At 67.5% G+C, this 15,108-nt stretch carries 16 protein-coding genes and 1 tRNA gene; 7 read left to right on the top strand and 10 right to left on the bottom strand.

What is annotated here, in order from left to right:
• Window positions 1-25 precede the first annotated feature (25 nt).
• From ACFPN9_RS18740 to cyoA, 5 genes are read right to left on the bottom strand one after another with little or no spacing between them, the layout of a single operon-like run.
• Entirely contained in the window at window positions 26-784 is a 759-nt protein-coding gene (locus tag ACFPN9_RS18740) for an SURF1 family protein (RefSeq protein ID WP_066725097.1), read from the bottom strand.
• Complete coding sequence (gene cyoD / locus ACFPN9_RS18745; RefSeq protein WP_066725100.1) at window positions 781-1,164, bottom strand: cytochrome o ubiquinol oxidase subunit IV; 384 nt, start codon at window positions 1,162-1,164, stop codon at window positions 781-783. The genes ACFPN9_RS18740 and cyoD overlap by 4 nt, the downstream gene beginning before the upstream one ends.
• A complete protein-coding gene (cyoC, locus tag ACFPN9_RS18750; RefSeq protein ID WP_066725316.1) occupies window positions 1,161-1,793 on the bottom strand; it encodes a cytochrome o ubiquinol oxidase subunit III in 633 nt (210 codons plus the stop codon). Before cyoC ends, cyoD begins: the two co-directional genes overlap by 4 nt.
• Window positions 1,794-1,797: 4 nt before the next feature.
• Window positions 1,798-3,807 carry a cytochrome o ubiquinol oxidase subunit I gene (gene cyoB / locus ACFPN9_RS18755; protein ID WP_066725103.1) on the bottom strand — a complete coding sequence of 670 codons (2,010 nt, stop codon included), beginning with the start codon at window positions 3,805-3,807 and terminating at the stop codon, window positions 1,798-1,800.
• A 13-nt stretch (window positions 3,808-3,820) separates the two neighbouring features.
• Window positions 3,821-5,017 (bottom strand): ubiquinol oxidase subunit II, encoded by a 1,197-nt coding sequence (cyoA, locus tag ACFPN9_RS18760; protein ID WP_066725105.1) that lies wholly within the window; start codon window positions 5,015-5,017, stop codon window positions 3,821-3,823.
• Between the two features lie 174 nt (window positions 5,018-5,191).
• On the opposite strand from cyoA, the gene ACFPN9_RS18765 reads away from it, so the two are divergent.
• On the top strand, window positions 5,192-6,523 hold the full coding sequence (locus ACFPN9_RS18765; protein ID WP_066725108.1) for an MFS transporter: 1,332 nt from the start codon (window positions 5,192-5,194) through the stop codon (window positions 6,521-6,523).
• Here the strand turns inward: ACFPN9_RS18765 and ACFPN9_RS18770 are convergent.
• The gene (locus ACFPN9_RS18770) at window positions 6,477-6,959 is read right to left on the bottom strand and encodes a DUF1810 domain-containing protein (RefSeq protein ID WP_066725111.1); all 483 of its coding nucleotides are present in this window, start codon (window positions 6,957-6,959) and stop codon (window positions 6,477-6,479) included. The genes ACFPN9_RS18765 and ACFPN9_RS18770 overlap by 47 nt on opposite strands.
• Window positions 6,960-7,039: 80 nt before the next feature.
• Between ACFPN9_RS18770 and ACFPN9_RS18775 the strand changes: the two genes are divergently transcribed.
• On the top strand, window positions 7,040-7,306 hold the full coding sequence (locus ACFPN9_RS18775) for a hypothetical protein (RefSeq protein WP_066725119.1): 267 nt from the start codon (window positions 7,040-7,042) through the stop codon (window positions 7,304-7,306).
• Window positions 7,307-7,362: 56 nt separating this feature from the next.
• Here the strand turns inward: ACFPN9_RS18775 and ACFPN9_RS18780 are convergent.
• Both ACFPN9_RS18780 and gph read right to left on the bottom strand, forming a co-directional pair.
• Window positions 7,363-7,437, bottom strand: a tRNA-Val gene (locus ACFPN9_RS18780).
• Window positions 7,438-7,474: 37 nt separating this feature from the next.
• Window positions 7,475-8,188 (bottom strand): phosphoglycolate phosphatase, encoded by a 714-nt coding sequence (gene gph, locus ACFPN9_RS18785; RefSeq protein WP_066725122.1) that lies wholly within the window; start codon window positions 8,186-8,188, stop codon window positions 7,475-7,477.
• 160 nt (window positions 8,189-8,348) lie between these two features.
• Here gph and ACFPN9_RS18790 point away from each other — a divergent pair, with 160 nt between their 5' ends.
• The 5 genes from ACFPN9_RS18790 (at window position 8,349) to ACFPN9_RS18810 (ending at window position 13,033) form a co-directional block, all read left to right on the top strand.
• Complete coding sequence (locus ACFPN9_RS18790; protein ID WP_377817432.1) at window positions 8,349-8,720, top strand: hypothetical protein; 372 nt, start codon at window positions 8,349-8,351, stop codon at window positions 8,718-8,720.
• Between the two features lie 142 nt (window positions 8,721-8,862).
• Complete coding sequence (locus tag ACFPN9_RS18795) at window positions 8,863-10,314, top strand: NAD-dependent succinate-semialdehyde dehydrogenase (RefSeq protein WP_066725124.1); 1,452 nt, start codon at window positions 8,863-8,865, stop codon at window positions 10,312-10,314.
• 121 nt (window positions 10,315-10,435) lie between these two features.
• Window positions 10,436-11,137 carry a ribose-5-phosphate isomerase RpiA gene (gene rpiA / locus ACFPN9_RS18800; protein ID WP_377817433.1) on the top strand — a complete coding sequence of 234 codons (702 nt, stop codon included), beginning with the start codon at window positions 10,436-10,438 and terminating at the stop codon, window positions 11,135-11,137.
• Window positions 11,138-11,371: 234 nt separating this feature from the next.
• Complete coding sequence (locus ACFPN9_RS18805; protein WP_066725128.1) at window positions 11,372-11,890, top strand: DUF2059 domain-containing protein; 519 nt, start codon at window positions 11,372-11,374, stop codon at window positions 11,888-11,890.
• 102 nt (window positions 11,891-11,992) lie between these two features.
• Complete coding sequence (locus ACFPN9_RS18810; protein ID WP_066725130.1) at window positions 11,993-13,033, top strand: SDR family oxidoreductase; 1,041 nt, start codon at window positions 11,993-11,995, stop codon at window positions 13,031-13,033.
• 7 nt (window positions 13,034-13,040) lie between these two features.
• Here the strand turns inward: ACFPN9_RS18810 and ACFPN9_RS18815 are convergent, their stop codons facing one another.
• On the bottom strand, window positions 13,041-14,540 hold the full coding sequence (locus ACFPN9_RS18815) for a tripartite tricarboxylate transporter permease (protein ID WP_066725132.1): 1,500 nt from the start codon (window positions 14,538-14,540) through the stop codon (window positions 13,041-13,043).
• 12 nt (window positions 14,541-14,552) lie between these two features.
• Entirely contained in the window at window positions 14,553-15,032 is a 480-nt protein-coding gene (locus ACFPN9_RS18820) for a tripartite tricarboxylate transporter TctB family protein (RefSeq protein ID WP_066725133.1), read from the bottom strand.
• Window positions 15,033-15,108 lie beyond the last annotated feature (76 nt).

The raw sequence follows: 15,108 nt of genomic DNA on the forward strand, positions 1-15,108 counted from the left end.
CTTCTGGTTGGTGGTGTCCTGGAACCTAATCGGCCTGCTCCCGCGCCCGCCGCAGCCTCGCCTCGTGGCGTAGCACGAAGGCGAGAGCGCCCGCGAGCATGGCGGCGAGGGCGAACCAGGTCACGGCATAGACGAGGTGATTGTCCGAAAAGCGGACGACGGTCAGCCCGCCGACGGGAAAGCCGCCCGGATTGGGCGTGGCGTCGGCATCGACGAAATAGGGAGCGACCGGTAACAGACTGCGCGCGGCGGCGATCGCCGCGACGTCGCGGGAGTGCCAGCGATCCTCGGCCGGCGCATTCGCGCGCAGGAAGCCGCCGCCCGGCTCGCTGAGCCGCAGCAGCCCGGTGACGGTGACGGTTCCCTCCGGCAGCGCCTGAGCGCGGCTGGCGCGCTCGCGCCGTTCCGGCGGTACGAAACCGCGATTGACCAGAACGGTGAAGCCGGAGTCGGTGACGAGCGGCGTCAGCAGCCAGGAGCCCGCACCGCGCTCCGTCACGGCCTGCACAAGCGCCTCTCGCTCATGCAGGAAGTGCCCGGTGAGCGAGACGCGGGTGTATTCGGCCTCGGCAATGTTGGCCCAGCCCGCCGGCCCGGGTGCAGCGATGGGGGGAGCGTGGATGCGAGCCTCGACGCGTTCGATCAGCGCCTTCTTCCAGAACAGCCGCTCGACCTGCCAGACCCCGAGACGCGCGAAGCCGACGATCCCCGCGAGCGCGACCAGCGCGACGAGGACGAGCGTCGCGCGCGACCGCGGCGCGCGGGCCGCGGCGGCGGAGGTCACGGCATCTGCCTCATGTCGTGCACCGGCATCATGTTGGTGTTGAGGTGGTACATCACCCACAGCGACCCGGCGAGCGTGATCACCACGACGATCACGGTGAAGACGAGCGCCAGCAGCGTCCAGCCGCCTTCGACGCGGCCGTTCATGTGCAGGAAGTAGATCATGTGCACGACGATCTGGACGACCGCGAAGCCCATCACCACGAAGCCGGTGAGCTGGTTGTTGCCGAGCGCGCCGGACATCACCAGCCAGAACGGGATCGCGGTGAGGATGACCGAGAGCACGAAGCCGGTCATGTAGCCGCGGAAGGAACCGTGGGCCTCGTCCTCGGGATGGGGCTCGTAGCCCGGCTGGTGCTGGGCGTTCGTCTCGGAGCTCATCGCAGCATCCCCATGAGATAGACGAAGGTGAAGACGCCGATCCAGATGACGTCGAGGAAGTGCCAGAACATGCTCAGGCACAACAGCCGCCGGCGGTTGGCGGTGATCAGCCCGTGCCGCGCGACCTGCACCATCAGCACCGTCAGCCAGACCAGGCCGAAGGCGACGTGCAGCCCGTGCGTGCCCACCAGCACGAAGAAGGAGGAGAGGAAGGCGCTGCGCTGCGGCGTCGCGCCGAGCGAGATCAGGTGGTGGAACTCGTAGAGCTCGATGGCGAGGAAGGCGAGGCCGAACAGCCCCGTCACCGCCAGCCAGGCTTGAGTCGCCGCGACCTTGCCCTTCGCCATCTCCAGCATCGCGAAGCCGAAGGTGATCGAGGACAGCAGCAGCATCGCGGTGTTGATCGCGACGAGGTTGAGGTCGAACAAATCCTTCGGCGCGGGACCGGCCGCATAGTTCGCCCCGAGCACGCCGTAGATCGCGAAGAGGATCGCGAAGATCAGGCAGTCGCTCATCAGATAGAGCCAGAAGCCCAGCGGCGTGCTGTGGCCTTCCGGATGCGGGTGCTCGTCCTTGAGATAGAAGACGGGCGCGTCGCCGCCCTGCGGAACGGTCATCGTCGATGCCATGATGTCAGGCTCCCGATCCCGCGAGCAGGCGGGTGCGCGCATTCTCCGCGGCGACGACCTCCTCGACCGGAATGTGGAAATCGCGGTGGTAGTTGAAGCTGTGGGCGATCGCGACAACCAGGATCGCCGCGAAGGACACCGCCGCCAGCCACCAGATGTGCCAGATCAGCGCGAAGCCGAGCGCCACCGAAATCCCCGCCAGCACGAGGCCGGTCGGCGTGTTCTTCGGCATGTGGATCGGCTTGAAGCCATCGACCGGGCGGACATAGCCGCGGCGCTTCATGTCGGTCCAGGCGTCGTTGTCGTGCACCACCGGGGTGAAGGCGAAGTTGTAGGCCGGCGGCGGCGAGGACGTCGCCCATTCCAGCGTGCGCCCGTCCCAGGGGTCGCCGGTCAGGTCGCGTAGCTCGTCGCGCTTCCAGATGCTGTAGGCGATCTGGGCGATGAAGCTGACGATGCCGAGCAGGATGAGGAAGGCGCCGAAGCCCGCGATGACGAACCAGATCTGCAGCGAGGGATCGTCGAAGACGCGCATCCGCCGCGTCACGCCCATCAGCCCGAGCACATAGAGCGGCATGAAGGCGAACAGGAAGCCGAGCGTCCAGAACCAGAAGGAGAACTTGCCCAGCAGCGGGTGCAGGCGGAAGCCGAACGCCTTCGGCCACCAGTAGATCATGCCGGCGAACAGGCCGTAGAGCACGCCGCCGATGATGACGTTGTGGAAATGCGCCACCAGGAACAGGCTGTTGTGCAGCACGAAGTCGGCCGGAGGCACGGCGAGCAGCACTCCGGTCATGCCGCCGATGACGAAGGTCAGCATGAAGGCGATGGTCCACATCATCGGCAGCTCGAAGCGGATGCGGCCGCGATACATCGTGAACAGCCAGTTGAAGATCTTCGCGCCCGTCGGGATCGAGATGATCATGGTCGTGATTCCGAAGAAGGAATTCACGCTCGCGCCCGAGCCCATCGTGAAGAAGTGGTGCAGCCAGACCAGGTAGGACAGGATGGTGATGACCACCGTCGCGTAGACCATCGAGGTGTAGCCGAAGAGGCGCTTGCCCGAGAAGGTCGAGACGACTTCCGAGAAGATGCCGAAGGCCGGCAGGATCAGGATGTAGACCTCAGGATGGCCCCAGATCCAGATCAGGTTCACGTACATCATCGGGTTGCCGCCGAAGTCGTTCGTGAAGAAATTCGTGCCGACATAGCGGTCGAGCGTCAGCAGGGCGAGCACCGCGGTGAGCACCGGGAAGGTCGCCACGATCAGCACGTTGGTGCACAGCGAGGTCCAGGTGAAGACCGGCATCTTCATCAGCGACATGCCGGGGCAGCGCATCTTCACGATCGTGCAGATCAGGTTGATGCCCGATAAGGTCGTGCCCACGCCTGCGATCTGCAGCGCCCAGATGTAGTAGTCGACGCCGACCTCCGGACTGTAGGAGATCCCGGAGAGCGGCGGATAGGCGAGCCAGCCCGTGCGCGCGAACTCGCCGACGAAGAGCGAGATCATCACCAGCACCGCGCCGGCTGTCGTCATCCAGAAGCTGAAATTGTTCAGGAAGGGGAAGGAGACGTCGCGCGCGCCGATCTGCAGCGGCACGACGTAGTTCATCAGCCCCGTCACCAGCGGCATGGCGACGAAGAAGATCATGATCACGCCATGGACGGTGAAGAGCTGGTCGTAGTGATGGGCGTTGAGATAGCCCTCGGACCCGTTGAAGGCGATGGCCTGCTGGATGCGCATCATCACCGCGTCGGCGAAGCCGCGCAGCAGCATCACCAGCCCGAGGATCATGTACATGATGCCGATCTTCTTGTGGTCGACGCTGGTCAGCCAGTCGCGCCACAGCCAGCCCCAGAGCCGGTAATAGGTCAGCGCACCGACGATCGCCGCGCCACCCAGCGCCACGACGGCGAAGGTGGCGACCAGGATCGGCTCGTGGATCGGGAAGGCGGCCAGCGAAAGCTTGCCGAAGATCGGAGAGGTGGCGGCAACGGAAGCGTCGGTCACGGGGATTCTCGCTTCAGGACTGGGACGAACGGGCGAGGCCGAGCAGCTCGGTGAAGGTCTGCGGCCGGCGCGGCGTCATGAGGGAAAACGTCGTCGGGGGAAGCGTCAGGCCCATGCCCCGGATCGGGGTCAGGTCGCGCGGGGTGGTGTCGGGCGGCGCCATCGCCATCATGGCGTTCGCCTCCTCGACCGTGCAGATCGACGCGATGTAGCGCGGCTCCTCGCCGAAGGGCGCCTGGTTGCCACCGCGGCGTGAATACTTGTCATAGGCCAGCGGCAGCGTCGTATGCAGGCCGGCGAGTCCGAGGCCCCCCTTGGCGTCGAGCGCCATCATCTCGCTCATGCACATCTTGCCGGGCTGGACGCAGAGATTGCGGATGGCGTCGAACAGCCGCGGCTCGGTCGCGCCGAAGCGCTGCACCGCGACGTTCTCGCTCGGCCGCTCAAGCTGGAGATAGGCCGCGCGGTCGAGCCGGGCCTCGCTCTCCTTGGTCTTGGCGACCCAGCCCTCGAAATCGCTCTCGCTCATGCCGAGGAAGGAAAAGCGCATGCCGGAGAAGCCGGCGCCGCTGTAATTGGCCGAGAAGCCCTGGTAGCGGCCGGGCCGGTTGATCACGGCATGGAGCCGCGTCTGCATCGCCGGCATCGCGTAGATCTGGCCCGCCAGCGCCGGGATGTAGAAGGAGTTCATCACTGAGGACGAGGTGAGCTTGAAATGGATCGGCCGGTCGACCGGCGCTGCGAGCTCGTTGACGGTGGCGATGCCCTGCTCGGGGTAGATGAACAACCATTTCCAGTCGAGCGCGACGACCTCGACCTCGAGCGGCTTGGTCGTCGCCGGCACCGGCTGGCCGGCCGCGATCCGGTCCAGCTTGCGGTAGGGGTCGAGCAGATGCGTGCCCATCCAGGTCAGCGCGCCCAGCGCGATGATGATCAGGAGCGGCGCGGCCCAGATGACCAGCTCGAGGCCGGTCGAATGGTTCCAGTCCGGCTTGTAGGTCGCCTCCTTGTTGGAGGCGCGGTAGCGCCAGGCGAAGAACACCGTCAGCGCCATCACCGGCACGATGATCAGCAGCATCAGCACCGTCGAGATCACGATCAGGTCGCGCTGCTGCGCGGCGATGTCGCCCGACGGCGCCATGACCACGAGGTTGCAGCCGCCGAGCGCGGCGAGCACGGGAAGCAAAGCGAGGACACGCAGGGGGCTCAAGGCAGACACCTTTCGCTGATCGTCATGCCCGGAGAGCTAGCTGCGGTGCAGCAACGGTAACATTGGACAATTTGCCCAATGCCACCCGCAGGCCCGATGGGGCACTAGGACCGGTGCCGCGGCAGGGTGCGATGCACCATGCCCTCATGAGACCGATGCGCGACGGGACAGATCATGGCTCAGATGCCGACCACGGCGGAACGCGACGCCAGCCATCTCAGCGAGAGTCATGGCGAGGTGAACCCGGGCGAGATGGCGATCGGCGTCATCATCGGCCGCACCTCCGAGTTCTTCGACTTCTTCGTCTATGCCATCGCCTCGGTCATCGTTTTCCCGAAGCTGGTCTTCTCTTTCGCCGATCCGCTGACGGGAACGCTGTATTCCTTCGCGATCTTCGCGTTGGCCTTCATCGCGCGCCCCATCGGCACGGTCATCTTCACCGCGATCGACCGCAAGGCCGGCAAGAGCGCCAAGCTGACGCTGGCGCTGTTCCTGCTGGGCACATCGACCTGCGCCATCGGCTTCCTGCCGAGCTATGAGAGCATCGGCGCGGCCTCGATCTGGCTGCTCGCGCTCGCTCGCATCGGCCAGGGCATCGCGCTCGGCGGCACCTGGGACGGTCTCGCCTCGCTGCTCGCGCTGAACGCCCCCCAGCGCCATCGCGGCTGGTATGCGATGATCCCGCAGCTCGGCGCGCCCTTCGGCCTGATCGTCGCCAGCGGGCTCTTCGCCTTCTTCGTCGGCAATCTCTCGGCCGAGGATTTCTACAGCTGGGGCTGGCGCTACCCCTTCTTCGTCGCCTTCGCGATCAACGTCGTCGCGCTCTTCGCCCGGCTGCGCATGGTGGTGACGCCGGACTACCAGAACCTCTTCGAGACGCGCGAGCTCCAGCCGACCAAGATCGCCGACACGCTGCGGGCCGAGGGGCGCCATGTCGTGATCGGCGCCTTCGCGCCCCTCGCGAGCTTCGCCATGTTCCACATGGTCACGGTCTTCCCGCTCTCCTGGGTCTTCCTGTTCACGCAGGAGGGGCCGGCACGCTTTCTCGTCATCGAGGCCGTGGGCGCGGTTTTCGGCGCGCTCGCTATCGTCGCTTCGGGCCTGATCGCCGACCGGATCGGCCGGCGCGCGCTGCTCGGCGGCTGCGCCATCGCGATCGCGGTGTTCAGCGGCTTTGCGCCGCAGCTCCTCGACGGCGGCTTTGCCGGCGAGCTCGTCTTCATGATCGGCGGCTTCATCCTGCTCGGCCTGTCCTTCGGCCAGTCCTCCGGCTCGGTCGCCTCGGCCTTCTCGCCGACCTATCGCTACACCGGCTCGGCCCTGACCTCCGACCTCGCCTGGCTCTTCGGCGCGGGCTTCGCGCCGCTCGCCGCGCTGGTGCTCTCGACCCAGTTCGGCCTGATCTCGGCCGGCGCCTATCTGCTCTCGGGCGCCGTTGTCACGCTGCTGGCCCTGCGCCTCAACCGCCAGTGGGAGATGCGCCGGGCCGATGAGGGGCGGGGGTGAGGTCGCCCCGCTCGCGCAGCAGAGCAAGCGTCCGCTGATCGGCGGTGCCACCGCAGAGCCGCTCGATCGCTTCCGCAAACAGGTTCGGCCTGCGCTCGGCCGCGAGCGAAAACAGCGTCATGCTGGAGACGAATTTCAGATCGTCCGGCGAGCCGAAAATCGCCCGAAGGTCCCGTCCCTCCAGCGCCAGGACGGCCTCCGTGCAGTCCAGCAAGCGCGCGCCGAGCACGGGATGGGCCAGATAGGCGCGCGCCTCGGCGAGCCCTAATACGCCATAGTGTTGCGCCATCTCGGACGATCCGAGCCCGCGCAGTTGCGGGAACACGAACCACATCCAGTGGCTGCGCTTGCGGCCCTGCCGCAGTTCCGCCAGCGCCTGCGCGTGGACGGCAGCCTGCGCCGCGAGGAAACGCTGCAGATCGAAAGGGTCGCTCATCTCTTCGAGGTGGTGCAGGATCGGACGGATGCAACCCGCCGGGGCTCTGGCAACGCCCCTGGCGGCCCGGGGAGGGCGATATGGCCGAAGACCCGCTCGCCCGGCGCCGCCGCCAGTTCCCGAAGCTGAAGGGCTGGCACCGCAACCGCAGCGGAAACTGGCAGATCGAGATCCGTCAATTCCGGGTGACGATGTTCGAGAACGCGCTCGGCTGGGGCGCCGTGATCAGCCATCCGCGCCGTCCGGAAGGCCGCTTCACGGCCGGCCGATATGGCAGTTTCGTGGAGGCGCAGGACGCCGCGTTCGATCTGCTGGTGCTGCTGGAGAGGCAGCTCGCCGATTGCTGAAGCACAACCACACACAGAATGTGCGGCACATCAGGACCGGATCATCGGGGAAAAAATGGTGGGCGACACAGGGATCGAACCTGTGACCACTCCCGTGTGAAGGGAGTGCTCTACCGCTGAGCTAGTCGCCCGCACCGGCGCCTCTCCTAGTCGGCGCGCGCCGCGTCGTCAAGAATGGGCGGCGACCTTCGAAGGCTCGGCCGCATGGCCGCCGCCCAGCACCTGTCGCACGGCCGCGGGCAGGGCGTCGAAATGCTGGATCACGACATCGGGTTCCAGCGTCTCGATCGGCACGTCGGTATAGCCGAAGGGCACGCAGATCGTCGGGATGCCCGCCGCCTTGGCGGTGGCGATGTCCGTGCGCGAATCGCCGATCATCACGGCGCGCGCGGGATCGCCCCCGGCGGCCTCGATCGTCAGCGTCAGGTGCCGCGGGTCGGGCTTGTGGAAGGGGAAGCTGTCGCGCCCGGCGACCGAGGCGAAGCGCTGGGCGATGCCGAAATGATCGAGGATCAGACGCGTGTGCAGGATCGGCTTGTTGGTGCAGACGGCGAGCAGATAGCCCTCCGCCGCGAGGGCGTCGAGCGCGCCGAGCACGCCGTCGAAGAGATGGCTGTGGGAGGCGACATCCTCCGCATAGATCAGCAGGAAATCCTCGAACAGCCGCTCGAGCGTCTCGGCATCGAGCGGCCGGCCGGAGACGCGAAAGCCGCGCTCGATCAGCGCCCGCGCGCCCGCGCCGACCAGTTCGCGCGCCCGCTCCAGCGGCAGGGCCGGCAGCCCCTCGCGGACCAGGATGACGTTGAGCACGCGCATGATGTCGGGCGCGGTCTCGGCGAGCGTGCCGTCGAGATCGAAGACGACGATCGGGGGCAGGGTCATGGGAAAGGCCGCTCCTGGCGCATGGGTCGCAGCGCTTAAACGGGTTCGCCCGGCTTTTGGCAAGGCGCGCCGGTCCGCCATCCCGGACCGCCGGCACGATGCCATCATCGCCTCCGGCATTGGTGCTATCGTGCCGGCGATTCGTGGAAGGAACAGTATCGTGTCTCGATCCCCCGGACGTTTCGTCACCCTGGTGCTGGGTCTCTGGCTGGCGCTGGCCGGTGTCGCTGTCGCCGCCCCCTTCGATTTCGCGCCCGCGCCCCAGACCGACCTGAACCGCGTCTACCGCGTCGACAAGGCGACCGGCGAGGTCGCCGCCTGCCAGTTCCAGCTCAAGGAGGGCGGCGTCGGCGTCACTGTCTGCTTCCCGCCGGGCGAAGGCGCCGGGGCCCAGGCGCCGAGCGACTACACGCTGATGCCCTCGCGGCACGAGCGCGAAGGCGGCATCTTCCGGGTCAATATCCGCACCGGCGAGATGAGCATCTGCTACGTCTTCGACGACAAGACCGTCTGCACGCCCCAGGCGAAATAGGGCGTCCGCAACATTCGGCCACCGCGGGCCGGCAAAACCGCAGGACCTATGGCGGGCATGCGTCCGCTTGCGGTCGTCAGCCGCGCGGGCTGCATGCTAGACCACGTGAACGCCCTTTCCTTTCGCGTCACGGAAGCCCGCCATGCTGAAGCTGAACGATCCGTCCCTTCTCAAGTCGCAGTGCTATGTCGATGGCGCCTGGATCGGCGAGGGCGTCGATGTGGTCGATAATCCGGCTACGGGCGAGCTGCTCGCGAAGGTGCCGCGCTTCGGGGCGGACGAGACCACGGCCGCTGTCGAGGCCGCCTCGCGTGCCTTCAAGCCCTGGGCGAAGAAGTCAGCCAAGGAGCGCTCGATCATCCTGCGCAAATGGTTCGACCTGATCATGGCGAACCAGGAAGACCTGGCGCAGATCATGACCGCCGAGCAGGGCAAGCCGCTGACGGAATCGCGCGGCGAGGTCGCCTATGCCGCCTCCTTCGTCGAGTTCTACGCGGAAGAGGCCAAGCGCATCTATGGCGAGACGATTCCCTCGCCCTTTCCGAATTCGCGCATCATCATCCAGAAGCAGCCTGTCGGCGTCTGCGCCGCGATCACGCCCTGGAATTTTCCGGCGGCGATGATCACCCGTAAATGCTCGCCGGGGCTGGCCGCCGGCTGCACCTTCGTGGTCAAGCCCGCCCCCGACACCCCGCTGACGGCCTTTGCTCTGATTGAACTCGCCATCCGTGCCGGCTTCCCCAAGGGCGTGCTCAACATCGTCACGGGCGATGCGGTGGCGATCGGCAAGGTCATGACGACACATCCCGCCGTGCGCTTCATCGGCTTCACCGGCTCGACGCCGGTCGGCAAGCTGCTGATGCAGCAGGCGGCATCCACCGTGAAGAAGGTCGGGCTCGAACTGGGCGGTAACGCGCCCTTCATCGTCTTCGACGATGCCGATGTCGATGCTGCCGTGCAGGGCGCCATCGCCGCCAAGTTCCGCAACATGGGTCAGACCTGTGTCTGCACCAACCGCCTCTTCGTGCAGGACGGCATCCATGACGAGTTCGTCGCCAAGTTCGCCGGCGAGGTCGCGAAGATGAAGGTCGGCAACGGCACCGAGGTTGGGGTCGTCCAGGGCCCGCTGATCAACGAGCGCGCCATCGAGAAGGTCGAGCGCCATGTCGCGGATGCCGTCGCCAACGGCGCCAAGGTCGTGGTCGGCGGCAAGCGCCACGCGCTCGGCCGCACCTTCTACGAGCCGACCGTGATCGCCGGTGCCACCACCACCATGCTGATGACGCGCGAGGAGACCTTCGGCCCCGTCGCCCCGGTCTACCGCTTCAGCACGGAGGAGGAGGTCGTCGCGCTCGCCAACGACACGCCCTTCGGGCTGGCCGCCTATTTCTACTCGAAGGATCTCGGCCGTGCCTTCCGCGTCGCCGAGGAGCTCGAATACGGCATGGTCGGCATCAATTCCGCCATGCTCGGTACGGAGGTCGCCCCCTTCGGCGGCGTCAAGGAATCCGGTCTCGGCCGCGAGGGCTCGCTCCACGGCATCGAGGAGTTCGTCGAGATCAAATACATGCTGATGGGTGGCCTCGGGGCTTGAACCCGGCCGCATCCGCCGTCATTGCGGGGACGTCGCGACGCGGCGATCCGGGAGCGGCCAACGCGCCTCCCGTCGGATCGCTGCGCTGCGCTCGCCATGACGTCGCGTTGAGGACAACCCCATGAGCTCCGACGATCTCAAGAAGCAGGCTGCCGCCCGCGCGCTCGAACTCGTGACGCCCGGCATGCGGCTCGGCCTCGGCACTGGCTCGACCGCCAAGCACTTCGTCGATCTGCTCGGCGCACGGGTCGCGGAGGGGCTCGACGTCCTCTGCGTCTCGACCTCGGAGGTCACCGAGGCGCAGGCTCGTGCATTGTCGATCCCGATGTCGACGCTGGACGCGACGCCGGAACTCGACCTCACCATCGACGGCGCCGACGAGGTCGATCGCGAACTGCGCCTGATCAAGGGCGGCGGGGCGGCGCTTCTGCGCGAGAAGATCGTCGCCGCGGCCTCCGCCCGCATGGTGGTGATCGCCGACGACACCAAGCTGGTCGAGCGGCTGGGGCGTTTCCCGCTGCCGATCGAGATCGTTCCTTTCGGCATGGAGGCGACGCGTCGTGCTGTGCTCGCGGCCATGGCGGGGGCAGGGGCGGCGGGCGATCTCGTCCTGCGTCGTAAGGCCGATGGCAGCGTGCTGGTGACCGATGGCGGCCATTGGATCCTCGACGCCCATCTCGGCGAGATTGCTGAGCCCGAGTCACTGTCGACCGCACTCGCCGCGATCCCCGGTGTCGTCGAGCACGGTCTTTTCATTGGCCTCGCCGATGCCGCGATCCTGGCGGGAGCGGCCGGGCTGACCGTCCTGGGCCGGCTGGACTGAGCCGGATCGGGCGCCTGCGCCGTCGCAGCGCGACATCACTGCGCCGTAAAATGCCTTTTCACTCGACGGTCTCATGCTCTAAGGAGACCCGCGATGCGGGCTCCGGTACCGGGGCTTCCTGAGTCGGTGGAAACCGGGCAGGGCTGATTCAACGAATGGCCGGGTCGCCCGCTGGGCGCCGACCGCCACTCCAGCAACGATGGCGCGATCCGGCGCAGGACGAAGGGGCTCATAATGATCCGTCACCATTTCGCCGGCGTGGCCGTCAGCCTGGCGCTCGTGCTCGCCGGGCCGGTTCAGGCGCAGACGGCGGCGCCGCAGGCCCAGACCGAGATTCCTCAGAGCTGGCTCGAGGCCGGTCGCGATGTCGTCGTGCTCTCGGGTCTGGGCGATTCCTTTGACGCGATCTATCGCGAGTTCCGTGAGCGCGTGAGCCAGACCGTCGGCACGACACGCCCCGAGGTCCGCAAGGACATGGAGCAGGTCATCGAGTCGCTGCGGCCCGAGGCCGAGAAGAAGAAGCAGGAGATCGTCGCCTCGGCCGCCTATATCTTCGCCAAGCGGATGAGCGAGGCGGATCTCAAGGAGGTCGCCGCCTTTTTCCGTTCACCGGTCGGGCAGCGGTACAACGCGATGCGCCCGGGCGCGATCGACGAGATTTTCGCCCTGCTGCAGCCCTGGAGCGTGCAAACCAGCAACTTCCTGTTCGACCGCTTCAGCGAAGAGATGCGCAAGCGCGGCCACAAGCTCTGAGCGTTATCGATCTTCAGGGTTGAACGAGGCCGCCGGTCGCCCCGGCGGCTTTCGTCGTTTCGGGATCCGTCGCTGGGGGCGGTGAGCCGCTTGGAGACCCGCATGGGCCAACCGATTGTTCTCGTCACCGGCGGATCCGGCTTTCTGGCGGGCCACTGTATCCTGGCGCTGCTGCAGGCGGGCTACAGCGTCCGGACGACGATGCGCTCGCCGGGCCGGGAGGCCGCCCTGCGTGCCGCGCTCGCAGCGGCAGGCTGCGTGGCCGGAGCGCGCCTCTTGGTGCGGCAGGCCGATCTGATGGCCGACGATGGCTGGCGGGAGGCGGCGCTGGGCTGTGAGCGGGTGCTGCACGTCGCTTCGCCGCTGTCGGCAGCGGCACCGAAGCATGAGGACGAACTGATCCGCCCCGCCCGCGAGGGCACGCTGCGGGTGCTGCGCGCGGCCCGCGAAGCGGGCGTCGGCCGCGTCGTCCTGACCTCCTCCTTCGCGGCGATCGGCTATGGCCGCACGCTGCAGCGGCCCTTCACCGAAAGCGACTGGACGGACACGGGCGACGCTGCGCTCGCCGCCTATCCCAAATCCAAGACGCTGGCCGAGCGCGCCGCCTGGGACTTCGTCGACCGCGAGGGCGGGGGGCTCGAACTGGCGGTGGTCAATCCGGTCGGCATCTTTGGCCCGCTGCTCGGTCCCGATCTTTCCGCCTCGATCCTGCTGGTGAAGAGCATGCTGGAGGGGCGGCTCCCGGCTGTGCCGCGGCTGATGTTCGGCGTCGTCGATGTCCGCGATGTCGCCGACCTGCACCTGCGCGCCATGACCCACCCCGCTGCCGCGAACGAGCGCTTCATCGCCACGGCGGGCGATTTCCTGACCATGCAGGAGATCGCGCTCATTCTGCGCGACAGGCTGGGCCCTGCGGCGAGCCGGGTCTCGGCGCGCGTCCTGCCGGACTGGCTGGTGCGCTTCGTCGCCCTGTTCAGCGCCGCCGCGCGCCAGGCGGCGACGCCCGAACTCGGCCGCCCCAAGACCGCCTCCAGCGCCAAGGCACAGGCCATGCTGGGTTGGGAGCCGCGCCCGGCTGCCGATGCGCTGGCGGCGACGGGCGAGAGCCTGATCAGGCTGGGGCTGGTCGGCGCGGGCCGCTGATCGACCGTCAGTCCTCGCTCGCCTTGAAGCGGTTGAGCCCCTTCATCACGAACGGGGCCACCAGCGCCACGAAGGCCACGCCGAGCAACGTCGCCGAGATCGGGTTCTCGAGCAGGATCATCGGGTCGCCGAGGCTGATCTGCAGCGCCCGGCGCAGTTGCGCCTCCGCCATTGGCCCGAGGATCAGGCCGACGACCATCGGCGCGACGGGGTAGTCGTAGCGCCGCATCAGATAGCCGAGATAGCCGAACAGGAAGAGCATTCCGAGCTCCACCGGCGAGGCGTTGACCGCGAGCGTGCCCATCGTCGCGAAGACGAGGATGCCGGCATAGAGCCAGGGCTGCGGCACGGCGAGCAGCTTCACCCAGAGCCCGATCAGCGGCAGGTTGAGGATCACCAGCATCACGTTGGCGATGAAGAGCGACGCGATCAGGCCCCAGACGAGGTCCGGCTTCTCCGCAAACAGGAGCGGGCCGGGGTTCAGCCCGTATTGCTGGAAGCCGGCCAGCATGATCGCCGCCGTCGCCGAGGTCGGCAGGCCGAGCGTCAGCAGCGGCACCAGCGTGCCGGCGGCAGAAGCGTTGTTGGCCGCTTCCGGACCCGCGACACCCTCGATCGCGCCCTTGCCGAACTCGTCGGGATATTTGCAGAGCTTCTTTTCGGTCGAATAGCTCAGGAAGGTCGGAACCTCCGCGCCGCCCGCCGGCAGCGCGCCGATCGGGAAGCCATAGGCCGTCCCGCGCAGCCAGGGCGCCCAGGAGCGCTTCCAGTCCTGCTTGCTCATCCAGAGCGAGCCCTTGATCGGGATGATCTCCTCGGGATCCCGGAAGCGCTTGGAGGCGACATAGAGCGCTTCGCCCACCGCGAAGAGCCCGACCGCCAGCGTCGTCACCTCGATGCCGTTGAGCAGTTCCGGCACGCCAAAAGTCAGCCGCGCCTGGCCGGTCAGCTTGTCGATGCCGACGAGGCCCAGCGTGATGCCCAGGAACAGGCTGGTCAGCCCGCGCAGCGGCGAGTCGCCGAAGGTCGCCGAGACGGTGACGAAGGCGACGATCATCAGCGCGAAATAGTCCCAGGGGCCGAACTTGATCGCGACCTCGACCAGCCAGGGTGCGAGGAAGGTCAGCCCGATCGTGGCGATCAGCCCCGCCACGAAGGAGCCGATCGCGGCAGTGGCGAGCGCCGGGCCGCCGCGGCCGGCCTTGGCCATCTTCGAGCCTTCGAGCGCGGTCGCGAGCGAGGCGCTCTCGCCGGGCGCGTTCAGCAGGATGGCGGTCGTCGAGCCGCCATACATGCCGCCGTAGTAGATGCCGGCGAACATGATCAGCGATCCTGCCGGATCGAGCTTGAAGGTCACCGGCAGCAGCAGCGCCACCGTCAGCGCCGGGCCGATGCCCGGCAGCACGCCGACGGCCGTGCCGAGGAAGACGCCGATCAGGCAGAACAGCAGCTTCGAGGGCTCCAGCGCGACGCCGAAGCCGTTGATGAGCGAGACGAAGGTATCCATCTCAGGCGCTCCTCACAGGAACAGGCGTTCGAGCGGCCCGGCCGGAAGCAGCAGGGTCAGGAGCTTGGCGAAGACGAGGAAGATGACGAGGCCGAGCACGAAACCGATCGCCGCGTCGACCGCCAGCGCCCGCCGACCGAAGCCGCGCGCCGTGCAGGCGAACAGGATGGTGATGGCGATCACGAAGCCGGCGCCGGTCGCGATGCACAGGATCAGTCCCGCGAGCCCACCGACGATCCACAGGAGCGCCCCGCGGTCCGCCGCCTCCGGCTTCGGCAATCCGCCGCGGAAGGCCATCACGAGGTGCGACAGGCCGAGGATCACCAGCCCGGCGCAGGCCACCATCGGCATCGCGGTCGGCCCGAGCCCGTAATTCGAGGTGATCGTCTGCTGGGAGGCGTCGTAATAGACCACGCCGGCGAGGGCGAGCAGCAACAGGCCGACGAGGAGGGCGGGCCTGTCAGCGCCGCGTGACGGGGCATCGTTCGTCATGGCGTATCCATCATCGGCTGTTCGGTGTGCGGGCGGTGAAGTCGGCGTGAAGGGAAAAAAAGGGGGCCGGTCGCCG

This window comes from Allobosea massiliensis, assembly GCF_042655245.1.
In the GTDB taxonomy this organism is placed as follows: Bacteria; Pseudomonadota; Alphaproteobacteria; order Rhizobiales; family Beijerinckiaceae; genus Allobosea; species Allobosea massiliensis.

Excerpts from the sequence above, each read along its gene's own strand:
- cyoD (WP_066725100.1), bottom strand. The coding sequence starts at position 1,164 with ATGAGCTCCGAGACGAACGCCCAGCACCAGCCGGGCTACGAGCCCCAT.
- cyoC (WP_066725316.1), bottom strand. The coding sequence starts at position 1,793 with ATGGCATCGACGATGACCGTTCCGCAGGGCGGCGACGCGCCCGTCTTC.
- ACFPN9_RS18765 (WP_066725108.1), top strand. The coding sequence starts at position 5,192 with ATGGCTCAGATGCCGACCACGGCGGAACGCGACGCCAGCCATCTCAGC.
- ACFPN9_RS18770 (WP_066725111.1), bottom strand. The coding sequence starts at position 6,959 with ATGAGCGACCCTTTCGATCTGCAGCGTTTCCTCGCGGCGCAGGCTGCC.
- ACFPN9_RS18775 (WP_066725119.1), top strand. The coding sequence starts at position 7,040 with ATGGCCGAAGACCCGCTCGCCCGGCGCCGCCGCCAGTTCCCGAAGCTG.
- gph (WP_066725122.1), bottom strand. The coding sequence starts at position 8,188 with ATGACCCTGCCCCCGATCGTCGTCTTCGATCTCGACGGCACGCTCGCC.
- ACFPN9_RS18795 (WP_066725124.1), top strand. The coding sequence starts at position 8,863 with ATGCTGAAGCTGAACGATCCGTCCCTTCTCAAGTCGCAGTGCTATGTC.
- rpiA (WP_377817433.1), top strand. The coding sequence starts at position 10,436 with ATGAGCTCCGACGATCTCAAGAAGCAGGCTGCCGCCCGCGCGCTCGAA.
- ACFPN9_RS18805 (WP_066725128.1), top strand. The coding sequence starts at position 11,372 with ATGATCCGTCACCATTTCGCCGGCGTGGCCGTCAGCCTGGCGCTCGTG.
- ACFPN9_RS18810 (WP_066725130.1), top strand. The coding sequence starts at position 11,993 with ATGGGCCAACCGATTGTTCTCGTCACCGGCGGATCCGGCTTTCTGGCG.
- ACFPN9_RS18815 (WP_066725132.1), bottom strand. The coding sequence starts at position 14,540 with ATGGATACCTTCGTCTCGCTCATCAACGGCTTCGGCGTCGCGCTGGAG.
- ACFPN9_RS18820 (WP_066725133.1), bottom strand. The coding sequence starts at position 15,032 with ATGACGAACGATGCCCCGTCACGCGGCGCTGACAGGCCCGCCCTCCTC.